Origin of the sequence: Dactylosporangium sucinum (assembly GCF_014647515.1) — a bacterium.
Lineage (GTDB): Bacteria > Actinomycetota > Actinomycetes > Mycobacteriales > Micromonosporaceae > Dactylosporangium > Dactylosporangium sucinum.
The window spans coordinates 118317-136561 of sequence record NZ_BMPI01000003.1; the positions used below are offsets into that span (position 1 = coordinate 118317).

Here is an 18245-nt window from a genome sequence, read left to right on the forward strand (position 1 = left end):
TATGCGGCTGCCCACCCCACGCGAGGAGGCCGCCATCGTCGAGCGTCTGGAGGTCCCGTTCGAGGGGGACGGCGCCGGTCGCGGCCCGCTCTCGTGGGGCCAGATCGAGAGCTGGAACGCGATCCGCACGCTCGGCCACTGGATGCCGCTGGGCGGCGCGGTGGAACTGGAGCCCGGCACGACGCTCGAGGACGTGCTCGACGAGCTGCGCTGGCACATGTGCCGGCACGTGACGCTGCGGACGCTGCTGCGGTTCGACGGGGAGACGCCGACGCAGGAGGTCTTCGGCTCCGGCTCGCTGACGGTCCTGGTCTATGACGACCTCGACGTCGGCTCGGTCGTGGACGCGTACCGCGACCGCCCGCTCGACTTCGCCGTCGAGTGGCCGATCCGCGCCGCCGTGATCCGGCGCGACGGCGAGCCCACGCACCTGGTGGCGCTGCTGTCACACTTCGCGACCGACGGGGCTGGCGCGCAGATCATGCTCCGCGAGGTGCGGGAGCGGCCGGCGACGCCCGTCGAGGGGCTGGCGCCGCTCGCGCAGGCGCGCTGGCAGGAGTCGCCGGCCGGGCGCCGGCAGAACACGGGCGCGCAGCGGCACTTCGAGGCGGTCCTGCGGGCGATGCCGCCGGTGCGGTTCCCCGTGCCCGCGGCGCCGGCCAGCCCGCGGTACTGGCGGGGCGTCCTCGACTCGGTGGCCCTGGACCTGGCCCTGCGCGTGCTCACCGCGCGGCTGGACGTGGACCCGGCGGCGACGCTGCTCGCGGTGTTCGCCGCGGCGGTCGGCGAGACCTCGGGCCTCACGCCGGTCGTGGTGCGGCCGGTGGTGAGCAACCGCTTCCGCGCCGGCCTGGCCGGCGTGGTGTGCACGGCGACGCAGGCCGGCCTGTGCCTGATCGACACGTCCGGTCCGTTCGACGAGGTCGTGGACCGGGCGCGGCGGGCGGCGCTGTCCGGGTTCAAGCACGCGTACTTCGACCAGCGCGACCTGTGGGCGTCGGTCACCCGGATCGGTGCCGAGCGAGGCTCCGAACTGCAGATCGGCTGCTTCCTGAACGACCGCCGCGGCGCGGTGCCGATGGACTCGCCGTCGCTCGACGACCTGCCGCCGTCGCTCGACGACCTGCCGCCGTCGCTCGCCGACCTGCCGCCGTCGTCGTTCACCTGGATCACGCGCCAGGACCATCCCGGCTTGGAGCCGCTGATCCTCGACGTGGAGTCGCTCGCCGAGGGCCTGCGGCTGACCGTGCACACCGACACGCGGTGGGTCGCGCCGGCCGACTCCGAGCGGCTGTTGTGGGCGATGGAGGAGATCGCGCTGCGGGAGTGTCCACCTTCGCCGGCGCCCGTTCGCCCCTTGGGTGAATGACCCGCGGGCCTGGCTCCTGGTGACGGCCCGCCACCGCGCCGCGGACCTGATCCGCCGGGAGACCGGCGCATACCTAGTCCTGCAGGCCGTCGCGACGCCCGGGCAAGGAGGCCCCTGTCTCGTCGAGATCCCCGGCCGCGTCTCCTACCAGGAGTCCGCGACCGTCGCCCCCGACGAGACACGGCACGGCGCTCACCCCGCCGGCCCCGCTGTTCCCACCTCCGGACGGGATCGCGTCGCCCTCGTCCTCGGGCTCGGTGCCGTTGTCGCCCTCGCGCGGCGACGACGTCCTGCGCACGTCGCTGACCGGTCGGGGCGGTCAGCCGACCGTGCTCTCCTCGAGCCAGGCGCGCCCGGCGGGTGCGGCCACGTGCCCGTGCAGGGTGATCGCCGCCTGGTACCGCGCGGCGAGCGCCCCGACCACCCCGGCCAGATCGTCGCCGGCCTCCTCGCCGAGGAGGTGGCCCGCCTCGGTCCGGTTCGGCGTGAGCACGATCGGCTGCGGGCTGCTCTTGGGCAGTTCGGGCTGCGGGCCGCCGTTGGGCAGTTCGGGCCGGCACCTTCCCGGCGAGGCTGCCCTCGTCGGTCTCGGGCAGGCCGACGACCTTCGCCTCGGGCACGGCGATGCTCAGCGCGGCGGCGGTGCTGGCGGCGACGGCGAGCTGGCGGCGAAGGCGAGCTGTAATCGGCCGGCCCCGGCGCGCAGGGCGGCGATCCCGGCGAGCAGCACCCCGCCCGGCGTGTCCCGCGACCCGCCGATGACGAGCACGGTCCCGCGGCGCTCCTTGTCGCCTTCCCCTCCCGGCAGCGGCCACCGCCGCAGCAGCCCCGGCGTGATGATGGTGGTGTCAGACCGGCTCGGCATTCACGTCCTCCTGCCGAGTCGGTGCCGCACCATACCGGCGGAGGTGGTCGACGGCGTTGAACCACTCGGCCCGCAGCACCCCGTCCTCGGCCCGCCAGCTGCTGATCGACCCGTTCGCCATCGTGGTGGCGTGGGCGATGCCGAGCAGCTCCGACTCGGTGAGCCCTTCGATCAGGTATCGCACCAGCAGTACCACTGCCTCGTGACCGACGAGGAGCACACGCCCGCCGGGGTGCTCCTCGCGGACGTCCCGCAGGAGGCTGCGGATCCGCAGGAGGACGTCCGTCCATGATTCGCCGCCGGGCGGGCGGTAGTAGAACTTGCCGAGCCGTCTTCGCCGCGCCGCCTCGTCGGGCAGCCGCGCCTCGACCCCGCGGGCGGTCAGCAGGTCGAGCACGCCGAGCTCGCGGTCGCGGAGCCGCTCGTCGTAGACGACCCGCACGCCGGTCCCGTCGAGGGCGATCTCGGCGGTCTGGCGCGTCCGCAGGTACGGCGACACGACCGCCACGTCGGGCCGGTCGTCCGGCGGCAGCTCCCGCAGCCACCGGTTGACGGCCGCCGCCTGGTCGCGCCCGAGGTCGGACAGCGGCACATCGGCATCCCGCTCCGCGATGTCGATGACGTCGAGTCCGCCGGCCTCGGCCTCCTGGGCCAGGACGTTGCCGGTGCTCTGCCCGTGCCGCACCACACCCAGCCATCGCAGCTCCGCCATGGCGCCCCCGTACCCTTCCCGATCGGCTCCTATGCACCGTCCCCGCAGCGCGCCGGGCCTACGCGCCCTGCTGGGTGCGGAGCAGCCCGGCGAACTCCGGATAGCTCACGTCGGACTTGGGTAACAGCCCCGCCTCCACCAGAGCCGGACCCAGTTCCGCCCGCACCGCCGGGTCGCGTGTCTCCAGGCCGAACTGGATGATCTCCGCCGCCACGTCGGTCGTTCCCGCGCGGAAGATCGTGCCGCTGTCGACCTGATACAGCCAGGCGTCGTAGCGGTCCTCGGAACCGTCGACCACCCGCCACAGGTTGCAGAAGCCCAGGAAGCTCCGCTCGTCGTCCGGGTCGTCGACGAGCCGGGCGGCGGCGTCGAGGTCCTCCCCGTCGTACAGCTTCCCGGCGGCCCGGAGCTGGTCGCGCTGGACCGGCGTCAGGTCGGCGACGCCGGTGATTTCTCGTTCGTCCGTGAAGCGGCTCGGCATGTGCGAGAGCCAACCCGACGCCGGGGCCGGGCGTCAAACGGCCACGGAGCGCCGTGACGATCGGTACAACTCGCTTCACTTTTCGTGGCTGGGCCGGAAAAGTGTCAGACCCGGCGGGCACGATGCGGGCATGCATTTCGTCGCGCACGGCACGGGCACAACGGTGCTCGCCATCCACGGCTGGACACCCGATCACCGCCTCATGCTCGGCTGCCTGGAGCCGCTCTTCGGGCGCCGCGCGGGCTATCGGCGGCTCTATCCGGACCTGCCGGGGATGGGCCGCACGCCGGCGCCGCCGTCGATCGCCGGCTCCGACGACATGCTCGGCGCGCTCGACGCGTTCGTCGCACGCGAGCTCGGCGACGCGCCGTTCCTGCTGATCGGCGAGTCGTATGGCGGCTATCTCGCCCGTGCCCTGGCCCGCGTGCGCCGGCCGCAGGTGCGCGGGCTGGCGCTCATCTGCCCGATCGGCACCGCCGTCGAGCACGCCGACCGCACGGTGCCGGCGCATCAGGTCCTGCGGCCGGACCCGGCGCTGGTGTCGGGGCTGGAGCCATGGCTGGCCGAGGAGTATGCGGGCATGGCGGTCGTGCAGACGCCGGAGACGCTGCGGCGCTGGCGCGAAGAGGTGCTCACGGGCCTCGACGCCGCCGACCACGAGGCGATGGCCCGCATCCGGCGGCGCTGGGTGCTGCGGCCCGCGCCGGAGGAGGGCCCGCCGTTCGAGCGGCCGACGCTGATCCTGACAGGTCGGCAGGACGCGAGCGTGGGCTACGTGGACCAGTTCGCGCTGCTGCCGCAGTATCCGCGGGCGACGTTCGCGGTGCTGGACGTCGCCGGGCACAACCTGCAGTTCGAGCAGCCGGCGCTCTTCGACGCGCTCATGGGCGAGTGGCTCGACCGGGTGGAGGCGGAGTGAGCGCGCTGCTGCGGCTCCTGCGCCGATGGTGGCCGTTCGGGGCGACCGGCGCTGTTGTCGGGGCGGGTCCGTCGCGCTGGTCAGGCGGCCGGGGCCGGCTCGGCGGTCCTCGGTGGGCGGAGGGCGCCGGCGCTGAGGGCGACGAAGAGCGTGAGGAGCACGGGGACGGCGAGCGCCACCGACAGCGGGACGGCGGCGGTGGCGGCGCCGATCAGCACGGGTCCGGCGAGGAAACCGGCGTAGCCCATGCTCACGACGCGGGCCAGGGCCTTGCCGGGGTTGGCCGGGTTGCGGGCGCTCGCGGTCGAGAAGACCTGCGGCGCGATGCACGCGAGACCGGCGCCGAGGCAGGCGAAGCCGGCCACGCCCGCGACCGGGTGCCGCAGCAGCAGGGCCACGCCGAGTCCGGCCGCGGCGACCAGCGCGCTGGCGCGCACCAGAAGCACCGGCCCCAGCAGCGCGGTCAGGCGGTCGCCGACGAGGCGGGCGCCGGTCATCGCGACGGCGAAGGCCGCGTAGCCGGCGGCCGCGAACCCGGCCGTGCCGCCCAGGGTGTCCCGCAGGTAGACGGCGCTCCAGTCGGCCGCCGCGCCCTCGCCCACCAGCGCGCAGAAGGCGAGCACGCCGAGCAGCCAGACCCCCTGCAGGCGGCCGTCGGGCAGCACCGCGGCCGAGGAAGCCGCGGCCGAGGAAGCCGCGGCGGGCGAGGTCTTGGCCAAGGCTCCGCCGGACCGCTCGGCGGTTGCGGGTCCGTCGCTCGGTGCGGGCTGGGCGGTCGGCGTGGGCTGGGCGGTCGGCGTGGGCTGGGTGGCCGGTGCGGATTGGGTGGTCGGCGTGGGCTGGTTGACGAGGGCGGGCTGGTCGGGGAGGGCGGGGTGCTCGGTGGCTGCGGGTGCCGGCGTCGTGCGGAGCGGGTTGCGGCGCAGCCAGGTCAGCGACCAGGACGCCAGGGCCAGCGTCAGGGCCGCGGTGACGAGGAAGGTTGCCCGGGCGGACCAGGTGAGGTGGGCGCACAGGCCGCCGAGGGCAGCGCCGGCGAAGCCGCCGATGCTGTAGACCGCGTGGTACGAGGAGATGATCGGCCGGCCGTAGGCCTGTTGAGTCCGCAGGGCATTGGCGTTCATGGCGATGTTCAGCACGCCGTGGTTGACGCCGAAGACGAAGAGGGCGGCGGTGAGGGAGAGGAGTGCGGGGGAGTACGCGGTGGGGAGCAGCAGCAGCCCCTCGGCCAGCGCGGTGGGTGCGGCGACGCGCAGCGGGCCGAAGCGGTCGACCAGGCGGCCCGCGAGCTGCTGGCCGGTGATGGCGCCGGCGGCCAGGCCGAGGAGGGCGATGCTGAGGGTGCCGTCCGTGAGGGACGCCGCGTCCTTGACCGCCGGCACCCGGGCCGTCCACACGCCGAGCGCCATGCCGAAGAGGAGAAAGAGGAGGCTGCCCGCGAACCGTGCGCGGCGAAGATCGGCGGCCACACCGCACCGTACCCCGATGCCGTCGCAGCCGCCGCCCTGCGGCTCACCCGGCCGTCGAGCCACGCCACCCGCGACCGTCGCCGCGTTGCCCGCGCCCGAGTTGCCGCGATGCCCGCCGTGTTACGCCGCCTGCGGTAGCGCCGCGCTGCCTGCGCTCGCGTTGCCGCAATGTCCGCCGTGCTGCGCCGCCTGTGACAGCGCCGCGTTGCCCCCGTCCGCGTTGCCGCGCTGCCCGCCGTGCTGCGCCGCCTGCGATAGCGCCGCGCTGCCCTCGGCCGGGTGACCGATGCCCGCCGTGCTGCGCTACGCGGCGGGTACCTGGCGCAGGCGGCGGTCGGCGGCGGCCGCGTTGCGGTGCAGGCGGTCGGTCTCCGCCGTCAGCAGGTCGCGGCCCGGGGTCGTGAGCCGGTAGTAGCGCCGCAGTCGTGACGCCACGACCTCCTCGCGGTCCACCTCGATCAGGCCGTCCGCCCGCAGCCGGTCGAGGATGCCGTAGAGCGTGCCGGCCTGCAACCGCACGCGGTTCTCCGAGATTCGCCGTACGTCCTCCAGGACGCTGTACCCGTGTTGGGGCTGGGCGGCGAGCGCGGTCAGGACCAGGAACGTCGGTTCGCGCAACGGTAAGCCAGTCATACCCATCACTATATAAAGGCCATCGATATATGCAATCAACCGATCGGTCAGCGACTCACGGGGTCACCGCGATGTTCGTCAGGCCGGTCGTCGCGTGGGACACGGTGTTGGAGGCGTACACCACGTTCAGGTTGCCGGTGCACTTGGACGTCGACGTCACGTTGATCGCGTACCGGCCGACGCCGCCCAGGTCGGATACGTTGTCCCGCCATACGTTGCCGCAGCCCCAGCCGGCGACCGGGTTGTGCGTCTCGTAGCCGTTGGCGAACGTGCCGGGCGGGGCGAAGCTGCCCGTGTTGCCCTGGATCAGGTAGCCGGTGCCCTTGACGTCGACCCACGAGTCGGCCGAGTTCTGTCCGGAGATGCCGGTGCCGTCGAACGTGTTGCCCCGGATGAGGCCGTTCGACGTGCCCTCCTTGACGTCGATGTGCTCGGCGGAGACGTACGGGCCGATCCGGTTGTCGAGCACCTCCACCCGGTCGGAGCGGTCCATGCCGCCCACGTTGCCGTGGCAGTCCCAGTTGGAGTTGGCCGAGCCGATGTACACGCCCTCGCCGTACGCCGGCTGCGCGGTCCCCGTGTACTCCACAATGGAGTTCCGGATGACACCGTCCGATGAGGTCCGTCTGAAGTGGACGCCCTCGTCGCCGATGTGGTGCACGTGCAGGCCGTCGATCGTGACGTGCGGCGAGTTGTCGACCACCACGCCCTTCTTGGCGTTGGCGACCGTGAACCCGGTCAGCCGCCAGTATGCGGCGTTCGCGATCCAGATCCCGTACCCCGGGTCCCAGCCGGGCGTCGGCACCGGGCAGGACGGTCCCGAGCCGGCCGGGGCCGGGTTCGTGATCACGGCGGTGCGCGGGCCGGTGACCGTGATCGGCGCCGCCCCAGTCGCTACGGCCGTGCCGATGAAGGAGCCGTCGTAGGTGCCCGGCGCGAGCCGGATCGTCTGCCCGGGGCGGGCGGCGGCCATCGCGCTGGAGAGCTGCGCGGCCGTCGAGACGTCCACGACGGTTCCGGAAGGGGGAGGTGTACTGGGAGCGGGCGTCGACGGAGGGGGAGTGCCGGGCGACGACGGCGCGGGCGACGACGTCGGCGCCGGGCCGCCCGCGCACGGAGCGCCGTTGAGCAGGCAGTTCGCCGGCGTGCCGAGCCCGGCCACGTTGAACCCGAACGACACCGACCCGCCCGCCGCGACCGCGCCGTTCCAGGAGGCGTTCGCGAACCGGTAGTGCTGCCCGCTGCCCGACCGCACCGAGTCCCACGAGCTGCTCACCGCCGACCCGGCCGGAAGGTCGAACTCGACCACCCAGCCGTTCGCGGTGGCGTCCCCGCGATTGACGATCGTGAACGCGCCCCCGTACCCGCTGCTCCACACCGACGACTGGGTGAAGGTTGCGGTCAGCGCCGCTGACGCGGCCCGGGCGAGCGGCGCGACCAGCACGATCGCGGCGCCGGCGACGACGGTGAGCAGCAGCGAGCGAGGGATGCGCATCGACCAGCCTCTTCCGCGGTGAGCGTCCGTAGGCTGATTAGTAAACAGTCTTTACAGCAGTGGGTCAACCCTACGCATCGACCGACGCCAGCCGGACCAGCGTCTCCGCGCACCCGAACACCTGCGACAGCGACACCCTCTCGTCCGGGCAGTGCCCGTAGCCGACGCCCGGCCCGTACTGCACCGTGGGAATCCCGGCCGCGGTGAGCAGTCGCAGGTCCGACCCGTACGGCGCGCCGACGACGGCCGGCGAGGGATCCCCGTGGGCCGCCTGCACCCGGCGGACGAGGTCGGTGCCCGACGGGCAGCGGCCGGAGGCGAACTGCCCGCCCCACCACTCGACGGTGACGGGGTGCTCCTTCAGCCACGGGTCCCCGGCGCACGCCTCGGCGACGGTCCGCTCGAACACGGCCCGCGCCTCATCGACCGGCTCGTCGAGCGCGACCCCGAACCGCCCCTCGGCGACCAGCAGGTCGGGCACCGTCGAGGCCCAGTCACCGGCCCGGACCGTGCCGATCTCCAGCGGGTAGGCCACGTCCCAGCGGTGCATCATCGGGTCGACCTCGCGGTTGCGGGCCGCCTCCAGCGCGCGCAGCACCGGGAAGATCAGCTGGAACTTCTCCACCGCGCTCACCCCGCTGGTGCGGGCGCAGGCGTGCGCGGCCAGGCCGGGCACCCGCAGCCGGAAGGTCAGCGCCCCGCCGTTGGCGGCCAGCACGTCGAGGGCGGTCGGCTCGGTGATCACGCAGGCGTCGGCCCGCCAGCCGCGGGCCAGCGTCGCGTACGTGCCCAGCCCGCCGTCCTCCTCGCCGACCACCGCCGCGAGCAGCACGTCGCCCCGCGGGCGGGTGCCGCTGCGGTGCAGGGCCAGCAGCGCCGACAGGGCGGCGACGAACCCGCCCTTCATGTCGCACGCGCCGCGGCCGTAGGCGTGCCCGTCGCGGACCTCGCCGGAGTAGGGGTCGGCGGACCAGGTGCCGCGGTCTCCCGGCGGTACCACATCCAAATGCCCGTTGAACATGAGCGACCGCGCGCCCGGGTCCGTGCCCGGCAGCCGCGCCACCAGGCCCCACGCCTCGTCGCGGCCGACCTCCATGCCGGGGAAGTCCGGCCGGGCGGCCAGCTCGGCGACCGGGATCGGCCACAGGTCCACCTCGATGCCCTCGGCTTGCAGGAGCCGGGCCACGTGGTGGACGATCTCACTTTCCGCGGGGGTGCCCCCCACGCTGGGTATCCGGATCAGGTCGACGAGCGTGGCGACCGCCTCGTCGCGGGCGTCGTGCAGGACGGTGAGGGCGTGGTTCACGAGGGCAGCGTATGTCGTTGACGTTCATGACGTACAACATCCGCAACGGCGCGAAGGGCCGCCTCGACGCGGTCGTGCGGGTGATCGCCGAGCAGGCGCCCGACGTCGTGGCGGTGCAGGAGCTGCGCGGCGGCCCCGACCTGGGCGCCGCGACCGGCATGCGGTGGCACGTGGCGCGGCCGACCGGCGGCCAGCCCGTCGGGCTGCTCGTCGCGCGGCACCTGCGCGTGCTGGCGGCCGGCTCGGTGCCCCGGCCGTTCTTCCACGCCGCGGCGTGGGCGCGGCTGGCGACCCCGAGCGGGCCGCTGACCGTGGTCGGCGCCCACCTGTTCCCGCTGTGGGGCCGGGTGCGGCTGCGGGAGGCGCGCTGGCTGGCCGGGTTCGTGCGCGGCCGGCCGGAGGCGGTGATCATGGGTGACCTCAACTCGCTGGACCCGTGGACCGACCACGGCGTGCAGCTGGCGACGCTCGCCCCGCAGTACCGGAGCAGACATCTGCGCCGGATCGGCCGCGGGGTCGACACGCGGGCGATGGCGTTCCTGGCGCGACGGGGGTTCGTCGACGTGTACCGCCGGTGCGGCACCGGCCAGCCGTGGACCGTCCCGACGACGAGGGGCGGCGGCGCCGAGTTCACCGAGCTGCGCCTCGACTACATCATGGCCACCCCGGCGGCGGCCGCCCGGTTCACCGAATGCCGCGTCGTGACCGGCGGGGAGGCGGAGTCCGCGTCGGACCACTACCCGCTGGTGGCGCGGGCAGCGTGGTGACGGCGGCCTCGTTGGCCGGCCGGCGGTTCCCGCCCAGCGGCGGGTTGGCGACCCAGCGGATCACCGGCCCCTGACCGGGCGCCGGCAGCCAGCCGAGGAACCGCGCCCACAGCTGCTCGGCCCCGAGCTGGCGGAGGTCCTCCGCGGCGTCGGCCACCCGCAGCGCCATCATGGTGCGCAGCTCGGCGTGGCTGTCCGCGTACTCGAGCAGCAGCTGGTCGCGCTTCGCCGCACACGGCCACAGGTCACCACATCCCGTGCACAGCCAGGTCGGCCGGCCCGGGATGTGCGCGACATTCACCCCAGGCTCCCCGGCCGTGCGAGCTCCAGGCGGCGCAGGGCGTACACGAGCACCGAGTTGCGTGCGCTCACGTACTGGTCGCACGGCCACGGCCGGTGGCAGTCGCGGCACTGCTCGCCGCGCTTGAGCTTGTTGGCCAGCCAGGATCGCGGGCGGGGCTGGTGGCGGCGGCGCTGTCGAACGAGCTCTTTGAGGTCCATGTCGCGTTCCCTTTAGGACGCCGGGGTCGGGCGGGTGTTGTCCTTCTCGACCGAGTGCCGGGGCCGGCCGAGGCGGATGGTCGTGTGGACGAGGTGCTGGTGGGACAGGAGCGGGCGGCGCCGCGCGCTCTTGGCCCGGTACATCGCCGCGTCGGCCCGGTGCACTGCGTCGGCCAGGTGGGCGAAGGGCTCGACCGGGACGAGCCCGACCGACGAGCTGACGGTGACGATCTGACCGGCCAGCCGCAGCGGCGCGGCGAGCGCCTCGCTGAGCCGGGCGGCCTGCTCGTCGGGCGTGCCGTGGCTGGCGATCAGGCCGGCGAACTCGTCGCCGCCCAGCCGCGCGACCAGGCCGGTGCCGGCGCAGGCGGACAGCCGCCGGGCGATGGTGACGAGCACCTCGTCGCCGGCGGAGTGCCCGTAGACGTCGTTGATCTCCTTGAACCCGTCGACGTCGAGGACCACGGCGACCAGCGGGTGCCGGCTCGGGTCGGCGACGAGGACGGCGCCGCGCTGATAGAAGGCCCGCCGGTTCGGCAGGCCGGTCAGCGCGTCGTGGTCGGCGGCGTGCCGCTGCACGTCGAGCTCGGCGCGGAGGCGGGCGGCCTCCCGCTCGGCGCCGCGCGCACGCAGATACATACAGAGACTCGCGCACGCCCCTGCCGCCGCGGCCGCGCCGGCCAGGAAGGCGAGGGGATCCATGCGCGCGTCCCTTCTTCGATCGCAGGTGGGGAAGAGCCTCGATCATCTGGGAGCAGATGTCCGGTTTTGATCACGAATTGTGAGCGTCTCCTGACATCCGCACATGCGCTAGCATGCGCGTTATCGGCTGCAGACGCAAGAGCCGATGCACGTGCAGACGCCGATTCGTCGGTGAACTTTCAACCAATGCATCAGAGAGATGTCCATGGAACAGACGTACAACGGCATGCCGGCCACCGCCCTGACCGGCGTGACCTGGCAGAAGAGCCGTCGCAGCAACCCCAGTGGCAACTGTGTCGAGCTCGCTCGCCTGCCTGACGGCTCCGGGTTCGCCGTCCGCAACTCCCGTGACCCCCTCGGACCGGCCCTGATCTACACATTTGACGAGATCGCGGCCTTCGTCGGCGGCGCCCGTGACGGCGACTTCGACAATCTGTTAGCTGAGTAAGGAACACGCGGAGGGATCAGTAAGGCGGGAAGGTAGGCCCACTCCCGCTTACTGTCCGGTCATGGCATGCTTACTCCGGCCGTCCGCGGCTGTTGACTTTCCGGAGGCGGTAGGTGACGACCGGTATACCTGAAGGAGGCGCGTCCGGAGGCCCAACGGTCCTCCGGATGTTGCTGGGCGCGCACCTGCGCCGGCTGCGCGAGGCGCAGGGGGTGAGCCGGGAGGACGCCGGTTGGGAGATCCGGTCCTCCGAGTCCAAGATCAGCCGGATGGAGCTGGGGCGCGTCGGCTTCAAGGAGCGCGACGTCGCCGACCTGCTCACGCTGTACGGCATGGACGACCCGGTCGAACGTGAACGCCTCCTCGCGCTGGCCCGCGACGCCAACAACCCCGGCTGGTGGCACCGCTTCGGCGACGTCCTGCCCAACTGGTTCCAGTCGTACCTCGGGCTGGAGGCCGCCGCCGCGCTCATCCGCACCTACGAGGTCCAGTTCGTGCCGGGCCTGCTGCAGACGCGCGACTACGCCCGCTCCGTCGTGCTGCTCGGCCACGGCCGGGCCAAGCCGGACGAGATCGAGCGCCGCGTCGAGCTGCGCATGCAGCGCCAGCAGATCCTCACGCGCGAGACGCAGCCGGCCCGGCTCTGGGTCGTCGTCGACGAGGCGGCGCTGCGCCGGCCGATCGGCGGCATCGGCGTGATGCGCGCTCAGGTCGAGGCCCTGCTGGAGGCCAACACCCTGCCCAACGTTCGGCTCCAGGTCATCCCGTTCCAGGCCGGCGGCCACGCCGCGGCCGGCGGCGCGTTCACGATCCTGCGGTTCCCCGACGAGGACCTGCCCGACGTCGTCTACATCGAGCAGCTCACGAGCGCGCTGTACCTCGACAAGCGCGACGACGTCGACCTCTACGCCGAAGCCATGGAGCGGCTCTGCGTCGAGGCCCGCCCGCCGACGGACACCTCCCGCGTGCTGGAGGAGATCCGCAAGGACCTCGACGCGTAGGTTGTGCCGTATGGCAGATCGTTTGGACGGCACCGTCGCGCTCGTCACGGGCGCATCCAGTGGCATCGGTTCGGCGGCGGCGCTCGCGCTGGCCGCGCAGGGCGCCGCGGTGGCGCTCGCATACATCGTCACGCGTCCGCGGCACGTCGCGATCAACGAGCTGCGCCCCACGGAGCAGGTCGCCTGATTCCCGTTTGGTCCGCCCGCCGCCGGGCATGCCTACAGGGAACACAGGAGTCCAGTGCCAAGGAGGACGAATGAGTGGCGTGACCGAGACCATCGATGTCCATGTGCCGGTACGCACCGCGTACAACCAGTGGACCCAGTTCGAGTCGTTCCCGCAGTTCATGAGCGGCGTCGAGTCGATCCGGCAGCTCGATGACCGGCACACGCACTGGGTCACGAAGATCGGCGGCGTGCGCCGCGAGTTCGACGCCGAGATCACCGAGCAGCACCCGGACGAGCGGATCGCGTGGAGGAGTACCGGCGGCGACACCAAGCACGCCGGCGTCGTGACCTTCCACCGCCTGAGCGATCAGGACACCCGCGTGACGGTCCAGCTGGACTGGCAGCCGGAGGGCCTCGTCGAGAAGGCCGGCAGCGCGGTGGGCTTGGACACCATGCAGGTGAAGGCCGACGCGAAGCGCTTCAAGGAGTACGTCGAGGAGCACGGCGCGGAGACCGGCGCCTGGCGCGGCGACATCCCGCGCCCCGGTGAGCCCGGCACGCCGGGCGCCAGGCGTGGCGACGTCCCGCGCCCCGGCAGGTGACCCTGTTCGACACCGCGGCGCCGCCGACCCCTCGCGGGCCGGCGGCGCCGCCGTCTGTCCACAGCCGCGACAATCCCCTGGCGGCCGCGTCCCGCCGCCCGTGATGCTCGGAGCATGGCCGAGCTCGACGACCTGTCCGCCGCGCAGGCGGGAGTCATCACGCGGCAGCAGGCCCGCGCCTGCGGCCTGACCGAGGACATGATCCGCAGCCGCCTGCACTCCGGCCGCTGGCGCCGGCCCTACCGCGGCGTCTACTACACATTCACGGGCGAGCCCTCCCGGCTCGCCGTGCTGTCGGCCGTGCTCGCGGCGGCCGGCCCGGGCGCCGTGCTCAGCCACCACACCGCCGCCGAGCTGCTCGGCCTGACCGACGAGCCCGCCGCCACGATCCACGTCAGCCTGCCCGGCCGGCGGCGACCGGACCGCATCGACGGGGTGCGCTTCCACTACCGCACCCCGGTGCCGGCCGCCGTGCCGCTGCGGTTGCCGGCCCGCACCCGGGTCGAGGACACCGTGGTCGACCTGACGCAGGTCGCGGACTCGCTCGACCAGGCCGTGGGGTGGATCGCCCGCGCGTGCGGCCGGCGGCTCACCACCACCGACCGGCTCGCGGCCACGATCCGTTCGCGGTCCCGGGTCCGCCGGCGCGCCCCGCTGCTCGCGGCGGTCGCCGACGTCGGCGCGGGCGCGCAGTCGGTGCTCGAGCTCCGCTACCTGCGCGACGTCGAGCGCGGCCACGGCCTGCCCGGCGGGCAGCGGCAGCGGGCCCGCCGGGCGGCCGGGACGATCGCCTACCGCGACGTGGAGTACACCGCGTTCGGCCTCGTCGTCGAGCTCGACGGCCGAGCCGCCCACGACGACGAGCAGCGCCTCCACGACCGGCGGCGGGACAACCGCTCGGCGACGCGCGGCTGGGGGACGCTGCGCTTCGGCTGGGCCGACGTCGCCGAGCGCCCGTGCGCGACGGCCGGGACCGTCGCGGCGGCGCTGCGGGTGGGCGGCTGGCGCGGCACCCCGGCCCGCTGCGGCGACGACTGCCGCATCACGTGGTAGCGAAACTGGTGCTATAGGCCCAGTTTCGCTACCACGTAACGAACTCAGCCCAACCGCGACGGCGTTTTCAGTGGTGAGGGCGTAGCAGGCGCGCGGTCAGCTCGGTGCGGTTCGCGAGCCCGAGCTTGGCCAGGATGTGCCGCACGTGGCTCTCCACCGTCCGCTCGCTGAGCACCAGCCGCGCCGCGATCTCCCGATTGCTCAGCGCCTCGGCGACGAGCGCGGCCACCTCCCGCTCCCGTTCGGTGAGCGGGTCCACAGTGGACGCCCGCGCGGCCGGGCCGGGCAGGTCGAGCCGGCGGGCGTCGGCGGCGGCGCGGGCCGCGAGCGCCGCGTCGCCGGTCAGCGCGGCCAGGTCGAGCCGCGTGTGGACCAGCCACGGCCCGGCGTCCAGCCGGGTGTTCACCGCGACGGCCGTGCGCAGCAGGTCGACGGCCTCGTCCGTGCGCCCGAGCAGCGCCGCGAGCCGCCCGGCCGGCCGGGCCGCGGCGCCGCCCGGGAACGTGTCGGCGCCGCCCGGCAGCCCGCCCGCGGCCGTCCACGGCAGCCACTGCGGGTAGGCCCACGCCGCCGCCTCGGCGTCGCCGAACGCCAGCGCCAGCTCGGTGAGGAACTGCAGCATCCCCAGCCGCCGCAGGCCCGGCGGCGGGTCGCGCAGCAGGTGCCGCAGCCGCTCGTACCGGGCCCGCGCCTCGGCCGCCTCCCCGTCGACGAGGTGGTGCAGCGCCGTGACGGCGTCGCCGAGCGGCAGCCGCGGGTCGTCGTCGCGCCGCTCGGCCCAGCCGGCGCGCAGCTCGCCGCGGTCGCCGCGGACCAGCCCCAGCAGGACGGCGAAGAGGTCGGTGACGGCGGCGGCCAGCCGGTCGCCGGTCCGCAGCGCCGCCGCGTGCGCCCGCTCGTTCAGCGTCCGCGCCGCGCCCCACCGGCCGGCGAGCGCCTCCCGCGCCGCATCGGCCCGCAGCGCGTGCCACTCGGCGACCGGCAGCCGGGCCGCGGCGGCCAGGTCCCGCAGACGAGCGAGCCCGTCGTCCACGCCGCGGAGATTTCCCATGTGGTACTGCGAGTCGACGCGCCACAGCTCCCCGCGCACCGCGACCAGGAGCCGCCCGGTGCGCAGCCCGCCGTCGGCCGTGACCCCGGCGAGCCGCAGCCGCTCGGCGGGATCGTCGAGGAGCCACATCCGCGCCCGAACCGCGTCGGCGAGCGCCTCGTCGTCGCCACCGTCCTCGGCGGCCCGCAGCGCCTCCGCGCTCTCGGCCTCGGTGACCCGGTCGGCGTCGGCGTGCAGCGCCGCCCGCCGGGCGAGCAGCCGCACCCGGTCGCCCGGCCCGGCGCCGGCCAGCGCGCGCTCGCACAGCAGCGCCGCCCGCACGGCGACGTCGGCGTCCCCGGCGCCGTGGATGACGAGGGCCGCGGCGGCCAGCAGGTCGGGCCGCCCGGCGGCGGTCGCCAGCTCGGCGGCGACCAGACAGTGCTCGGAGGCCCGCCGGGGCCGCCCGGCGCGGTACTCGGCCCGGGCCAGCTCGACCACCAGCGCGGCCCGCTCGGCGTCCCCGGCGTGGTCGAGCGCGCCGAGGCACCGCTCGTAGAGCCGGGCCGCGTCGTCGGCGGCCCCGTCGCGCAGCGCCTGCCGGGCCGCGCCGAGCAGCAGCGGGGCGCTGTCGAGGCCGGCCGCCTCGGCGGCGGTGAGCGGCCCGAGCACCAGCCGCCGCACGCCGAGCGCGCGGCCGAGTTCCTCCTCGGCGCGCGCGAACGCCTCGGGGCGCCGCGCGGGCGCGCCGCTGCGGACGGTGACGACCACGAGCGGCCCGCCCTCGGCCCGGACCGCCAGGGCCAGGTGCCGGACCACGGCCAGCGAGCCCTCGTCCGCGTCCTGCAGATCCTCGACCACCACGACCCGGCCGGCGCACCCGGCGACGAGATCGGCGACGGCGACGGCCGCCGTGAAGCCGGACCCCGCCGGCGCGGTGACGCCGAGCGCGGACAGCACCCGCAGCCACGGCCACATCGGCGGGGCGTCGTCGTCCGGCGGGCACCGCACCCACAGCGCGTCCGGGCACGCCTCCCGCAGCAGGCGCGTCTTGCCGACGCCGGCCGGCCCGGAGACCACGACCAGGCCGGAGGTCAGCTCCCTGAGCCGCGCGAGCTCGGCGGATCGGCCGGCAAACTCGGAGGGCATGGCGCCCATCCTGCCAAAATCAGTGGTGCGGGTCAGTGCTGGCGCTCATGCGGTACACCCTGGGATCACCGAGGCTCGACGGCATGGAACTCCACGAGTACACGCGGCTGGACGGGGTCGCGATCGCCGGGCTGATCCGGGCGGGGGAGGTGTCGGCGGCCGAGGTCGAGCGGGTCGCGCGCGTCGCCGTCGAGGCCGCGCACCGGCGGGTGAACGGTCTGGCCGGGCCGCTGTTCGAGGCGGCGCTGCGGTACGAACCGGGCGGGATTTTCGGCGGGGTGCCGTTCCTGGTCAAGGACGTGCCGATGGCCGCGGGCGTGCCGTTCGGCGTCGGGAGCCGGGCGGTGCCAGACTTCGTGGTGGCCGAGCGGGACGCGCCGATCATGGAGCGGTTCCGCCGGGCCGGGCTGGCGACGCTCGGCCGGACGACGATGCCGGAGCTGGGGCTGAGCTTCGCGACCGAGCCGCGGCGGCACGGGCCGGCCCGCAACCCGTATGACCGGGAGCGCGGGGCCGGCGGCTCCAGCGGCGGCGCGGCGGCGCTGGTCGCGGCGGGGGCGGTGCCGATCGCGCACGCCAACGACGGCGCCGGGTCGATCCGGGTGCCGGCCTCGTGCTGCGGGCTGGTCGGGCTGAAGCCGAGCGCGGGCCGGCTACCGGGGCCGCCGTTTTTGGGGGAGTTCGCCGTCACCCGAAGCGTGCGCGACACGGCGGCACTGTTCGAGGCGGTGTTCGGACTGCCCGCTCTCGGTCGGTCGACCGACCGAAACTGGGGTCTTGCCGGTCGGTCGACCGACCGAATTTCGGGTCTTGCCGGTCGGTCGACCGACCGAGACCCGGGCCTTGCCGGTCGGTCGACCGACCGAATCCTGCGCGTCGGGATCACCACGGCCGCCTGGTCGGGTGTGCCCGTCGAGCCGGAGGTCGTCGCCGCCACCGAGCGGGCCGGGCACCTGCTGGAGCGGCTCGGCCACGCCGTCGAACTGGCCGCGCCCGAGCTGGACTGGGACGACGTCCGCGCCGGGCTGCGCGGCGAGCTGGTCGCGAACGTGGCCCCGCTGCTGGCCGCGCCGCGCCCGGTCGACCCGGGGCGGCTCGAGGCGGTGAGCCGGGCGGTGATCGCCGAGGTCCGCGCCATGACCGCGCTCGACCTCGCCGGCGCCACCGCGGCGGGGGAGCGGGCGGCGCGGGGCGTGTGGGCGTTCTTCGCCGGGTACGACCTGCTCGTCACCCCGACGCTCGCGCGGCTGCCCGCGCCGCACGGAACGCTGGACTACGACGACCCGCGGTACACCGTGGCGGGCTGGCTCGACGCGATGCTCGCCTTCGGCCCGTTCACCACGCTGTTCAACCTCGCCGGCCTGCCCGCGGTCAGCCTGCCGCTCGGGCGGAGCACCTCCGGGCTGCCGATCGGGGTGCAGCTCGTGGCGCCGCACGGCCGCGAGGACCGGCTGCTCGCGCTCGCGGCCGCGCTGGAAGACGACTTCGCCGACCTGATTAGTAGAGAACTGCATTGACGACCATGCTAGAAGCATGATCTGATCCCGTCTCGGAAGAATTTTCACATTCGATGGG

General features: G+C 74.4%; 22 protein-coding genes. 9 read left to right on the forward strand and 13 right to left on the reverse strand.

Features of this window, described 5'->3' with window-relative positions:
• The first annotated feature begins 1 nt into the window (after position 1).
• Complete coding sequence (locus tag IEZ31_RS03220; RefSeq protein ID WP_190248183.1) at positions 2-1369, forward strand: hypothetical protein; 1368 nt, start codon at positions 2-4, stop codon at positions 1367-1369.
• Between the two features lie 73 nt (positions 1370-1442).
• Here the strand turns inward: IEZ31_RS03220 and IEZ31_RS03225 are convergent, their stop codons facing one another.
• The 5 genes from IEZ31_RS03225 to IEZ31_RS03240 all read right to left on the reverse strand — a co-directional run bounded on the left by IEZ31_RS03225 (position 1443) and on the right by IEZ31_RS03240 (position 3427).
• Positions 1443-1667 carry a hypothetical protein gene (locus IEZ31_RS03225; RefSeq protein WP_190248184.1) on the reverse strand — a complete coding sequence of 75 codons (225 nt, stop codon included), beginning with the start codon at positions 1665-1667 and terminating at the stop codon, positions 1443-1445.
• A gap of 21 nt (positions 1668-1688) precedes the next feature.
• Positions 1689-1862 (reverse strand): hypothetical protein, encoded by a 174-nt coding sequence (locus IEZ31_RS56035; protein WP_229834069.1) that lies wholly within the window; start codon positions 1860-1862, stop codon positions 1689-1691.
• A 135-nt stretch (positions 1863-1997) separates the two neighbouring features.
• The gene (locus IEZ31_RS56040) at positions 1998-2234 is read right to left on the reverse strand and encodes a carbohydrate kinase family protein (RefSeq protein WP_229834072.1); all 237 of its coding nucleotides are present in this window, start codon (positions 2232-2234) and stop codon (positions 1998-2000) included.
• Entirely contained in the window at positions 2218-2946 is a 729-nt protein-coding gene (locus tag IEZ31_RS03235; protein ID WP_190248185.1) for a histidine phosphatase family protein, read from the reverse strand. The genes IEZ31_RS56040 and IEZ31_RS03235 overlap by 17 nt, the downstream gene beginning before the upstream one ends.
• Positions 2947-3004: 58 nt before the next feature.
• Complete coding sequence (locus tag IEZ31_RS03240) at positions 3005-3427, reverse strand: hypothetical protein (RefSeq protein WP_190248186.1); 423 nt, start codon at positions 3425-3427, stop codon at positions 3005-3007.
• Positions 3428-3557: 130 nt separating this feature from the next.
• Between IEZ31_RS03240 and IEZ31_RS03245 the strand changes: the two genes are divergently transcribed.
• Positions 3558-4346: an alpha/beta fold hydrolase gene (locus IEZ31_RS03245; protein ID WP_190248187.1), complete on the forward strand. Its 789-nt coding sequence runs from the start codon at positions 3558-3560 to the stop codon at positions 4344-4346.
• 80 nt (positions 4347-4426) lie between these two features.
• Here IEZ31_RS03245 and IEZ31_RS03250 read toward each other — a convergent pair whose 3' ends face one another.
• The 4 genes from IEZ31_RS03250 to IEZ31_RS03265 form a co-directional block, all read right to left on the reverse strand.
• Complete coding sequence (locus IEZ31_RS03250; RefSeq protein WP_229834074.1) at positions 4427-5878, reverse strand: MFS transporter; 1452 nt, start codon at positions 5876-5878, stop codon at positions 4427-4429.
• Between the two features lie 240 nt (positions 5879-6118).
• On the reverse strand, positions 6119-6448 hold the full coding sequence (locus tag IEZ31_RS03255; RefSeq protein WP_190248188.1) for a PadR family transcriptional regulator: 330 nt from the start codon (positions 6446-6448) through the stop codon (positions 6119-6121).
• A 55-nt stretch (positions 6449-6503) separates the two neighbouring features.
• Positions 6504-7943 (reverse strand): cellulose binding domain-containing protein, encoded by a 1440-nt coding sequence (locus tag IEZ31_RS03260; protein WP_190248189.1) that lies wholly within the window; start codon positions 7941-7943, stop codon positions 6504-6506.
• A gap of 70 nt (positions 7944-8013) precedes the next feature.
• A complete protein-coding gene (locus IEZ31_RS03265) occupies positions 8014-9249 on the reverse strand; it encodes an ArgE/DapE family deacylase (RefSeq protein WP_190248190.1) in 1236 nt (411 codons plus the stop codon).
• Between the two features lie 26 nt (positions 9250-9275).
• Between IEZ31_RS03265 and IEZ31_RS03270 the strand changes: the two genes are divergently transcribed.
• Positions 9276-10016, forward strand: coding sequence for an endonuclease/exonuclease/phosphatase family protein (locus IEZ31_RS03270; RefSeq protein ID WP_229834165.1), 741 nt, complete (start codon positions 9276-9278; stop codon positions 10014-10016).
• Here the strand turns inward: IEZ31_RS03270 and IEZ31_RS03275 are convergent.
• The 3 genes from IEZ31_RS03275 to IEZ31_RS03285 are packed head-to-tail and all read right to left on the reverse strand — an operon-like array spanning position 9934 to position 11219.
• On the reverse strand, positions 9934-10317 hold the full coding sequence (locus IEZ31_RS03275) for a hypothetical protein (protein WP_190248192.1): 384 nt from the start codon (positions 10315-10317) through the stop codon (positions 9934-9936). The two genes, IEZ31_RS03270 and IEZ31_RS03275, sit on opposite strands and share 83 nt — an antisense overlap.
• Entirely contained in the window at positions 10314-10517 is a 204-nt protein-coding gene (locus tag IEZ31_RS03280; protein WP_190248193.1) for a hypothetical protein, read from the reverse strand. The genes IEZ31_RS03275 and IEZ31_RS03280 overlap by 4 nt, the downstream gene beginning before the upstream one ends.
• Positions 10518-10529: 12 nt before the next feature.
• On the reverse strand, positions 10530-11219 hold the full coding sequence (locus IEZ31_RS03285) for a GGDEF domain-containing protein (RefSeq protein WP_190248194.1): 690 nt from the start codon (positions 11217-11219) through the stop codon (positions 10530-10532).
• A gap of 205 nt (positions 11220-11424) precedes the next feature.
• On the opposite strand from IEZ31_RS03285, the gene IEZ31_RS03290 reads away from it, so the two are divergent.
• The 5 genes from IEZ31_RS03290 to IEZ31_RS03310 all read left to right on the forward strand — a co-directional run bounded on the left by IEZ31_RS03290 (position 11425) and on the right by IEZ31_RS03310 (position 14491).
• A complete protein-coding gene (locus tag IEZ31_RS03290) occupies positions 11425-11667 on the forward strand; it encodes a DUF397 domain-containing protein (protein WP_190248195.1) in 243 nt (80 codons plus the stop codon).
• Between the two features lie 113 nt (positions 11668-11780).
• Positions 11781-12668, forward strand: coding sequence for a Sco1979 family transcriptional regulator (locus IEZ31_RS03295; protein ID WP_505661122.1), 888 nt, complete (start codon positions 11781-11783; stop codon positions 12666-12668).
• A gap of 10 nt (positions 12669-12678) precedes the next feature.
• Positions 12679-12855: an SDR family NAD(P)-dependent oxidoreductase gene (locus IEZ31_RS58120; protein ID WP_268241643.1), complete on the forward strand. Its 177-nt coding sequence runs from the start codon at positions 12679-12681 to the stop codon at positions 12853-12855.
• Positions 12856-12925: 70 nt separating this feature from the next.
• Complete coding sequence (locus tag IEZ31_RS03305) at positions 12926-13438, forward strand: SRPBCC family protein (RefSeq protein ID WP_190248197.1); 513 nt, start codon at positions 12926-12928, stop codon at positions 13436-13438.
• 114 nt (positions 13439-13552) lie between these two features.
• Positions 13553-14491 carry a type IV toxin-antitoxin system AbiEi family antitoxin domain-containing protein gene (locus IEZ31_RS03310; RefSeq protein ID WP_190248198.1) on the forward strand — a complete coding sequence of 313 codons (939 nt, stop codon included), beginning with the start codon at positions 13553-13555 and terminating at the stop codon, positions 14489-14491.
• Between the two features lie 67 nt (positions 14492-14558).
• Here the strand turns inward: IEZ31_RS03310 and IEZ31_RS03315 are convergent, their stop codons facing one another.
• Positions 14559-16670, reverse strand: a complete 2112-nt coding sequence (locus IEZ31_RS03315; RefSeq protein ID WP_190248199.1) for a LuxR C-terminal-related transcriptional regulator — start codon at positions 16668-16670, stop codon at positions 14559-14561.
• An 83-nt stretch (positions 16671-16753) separates the two neighbouring features.
• Here IEZ31_RS03315 and IEZ31_RS03320 point away from each other — a divergent pair, with 83 nt between their 5' ends.
• Positions 16754-18187, forward strand: a complete 1434-nt coding sequence (locus tag IEZ31_RS03320) for an amidase (protein ID WP_190248200.1) — start codon at positions 16754-16756, stop codon at positions 18185-18187.
• The last annotated feature ends 58 nt before the right edge of the window (positions 18188-18245 follow it).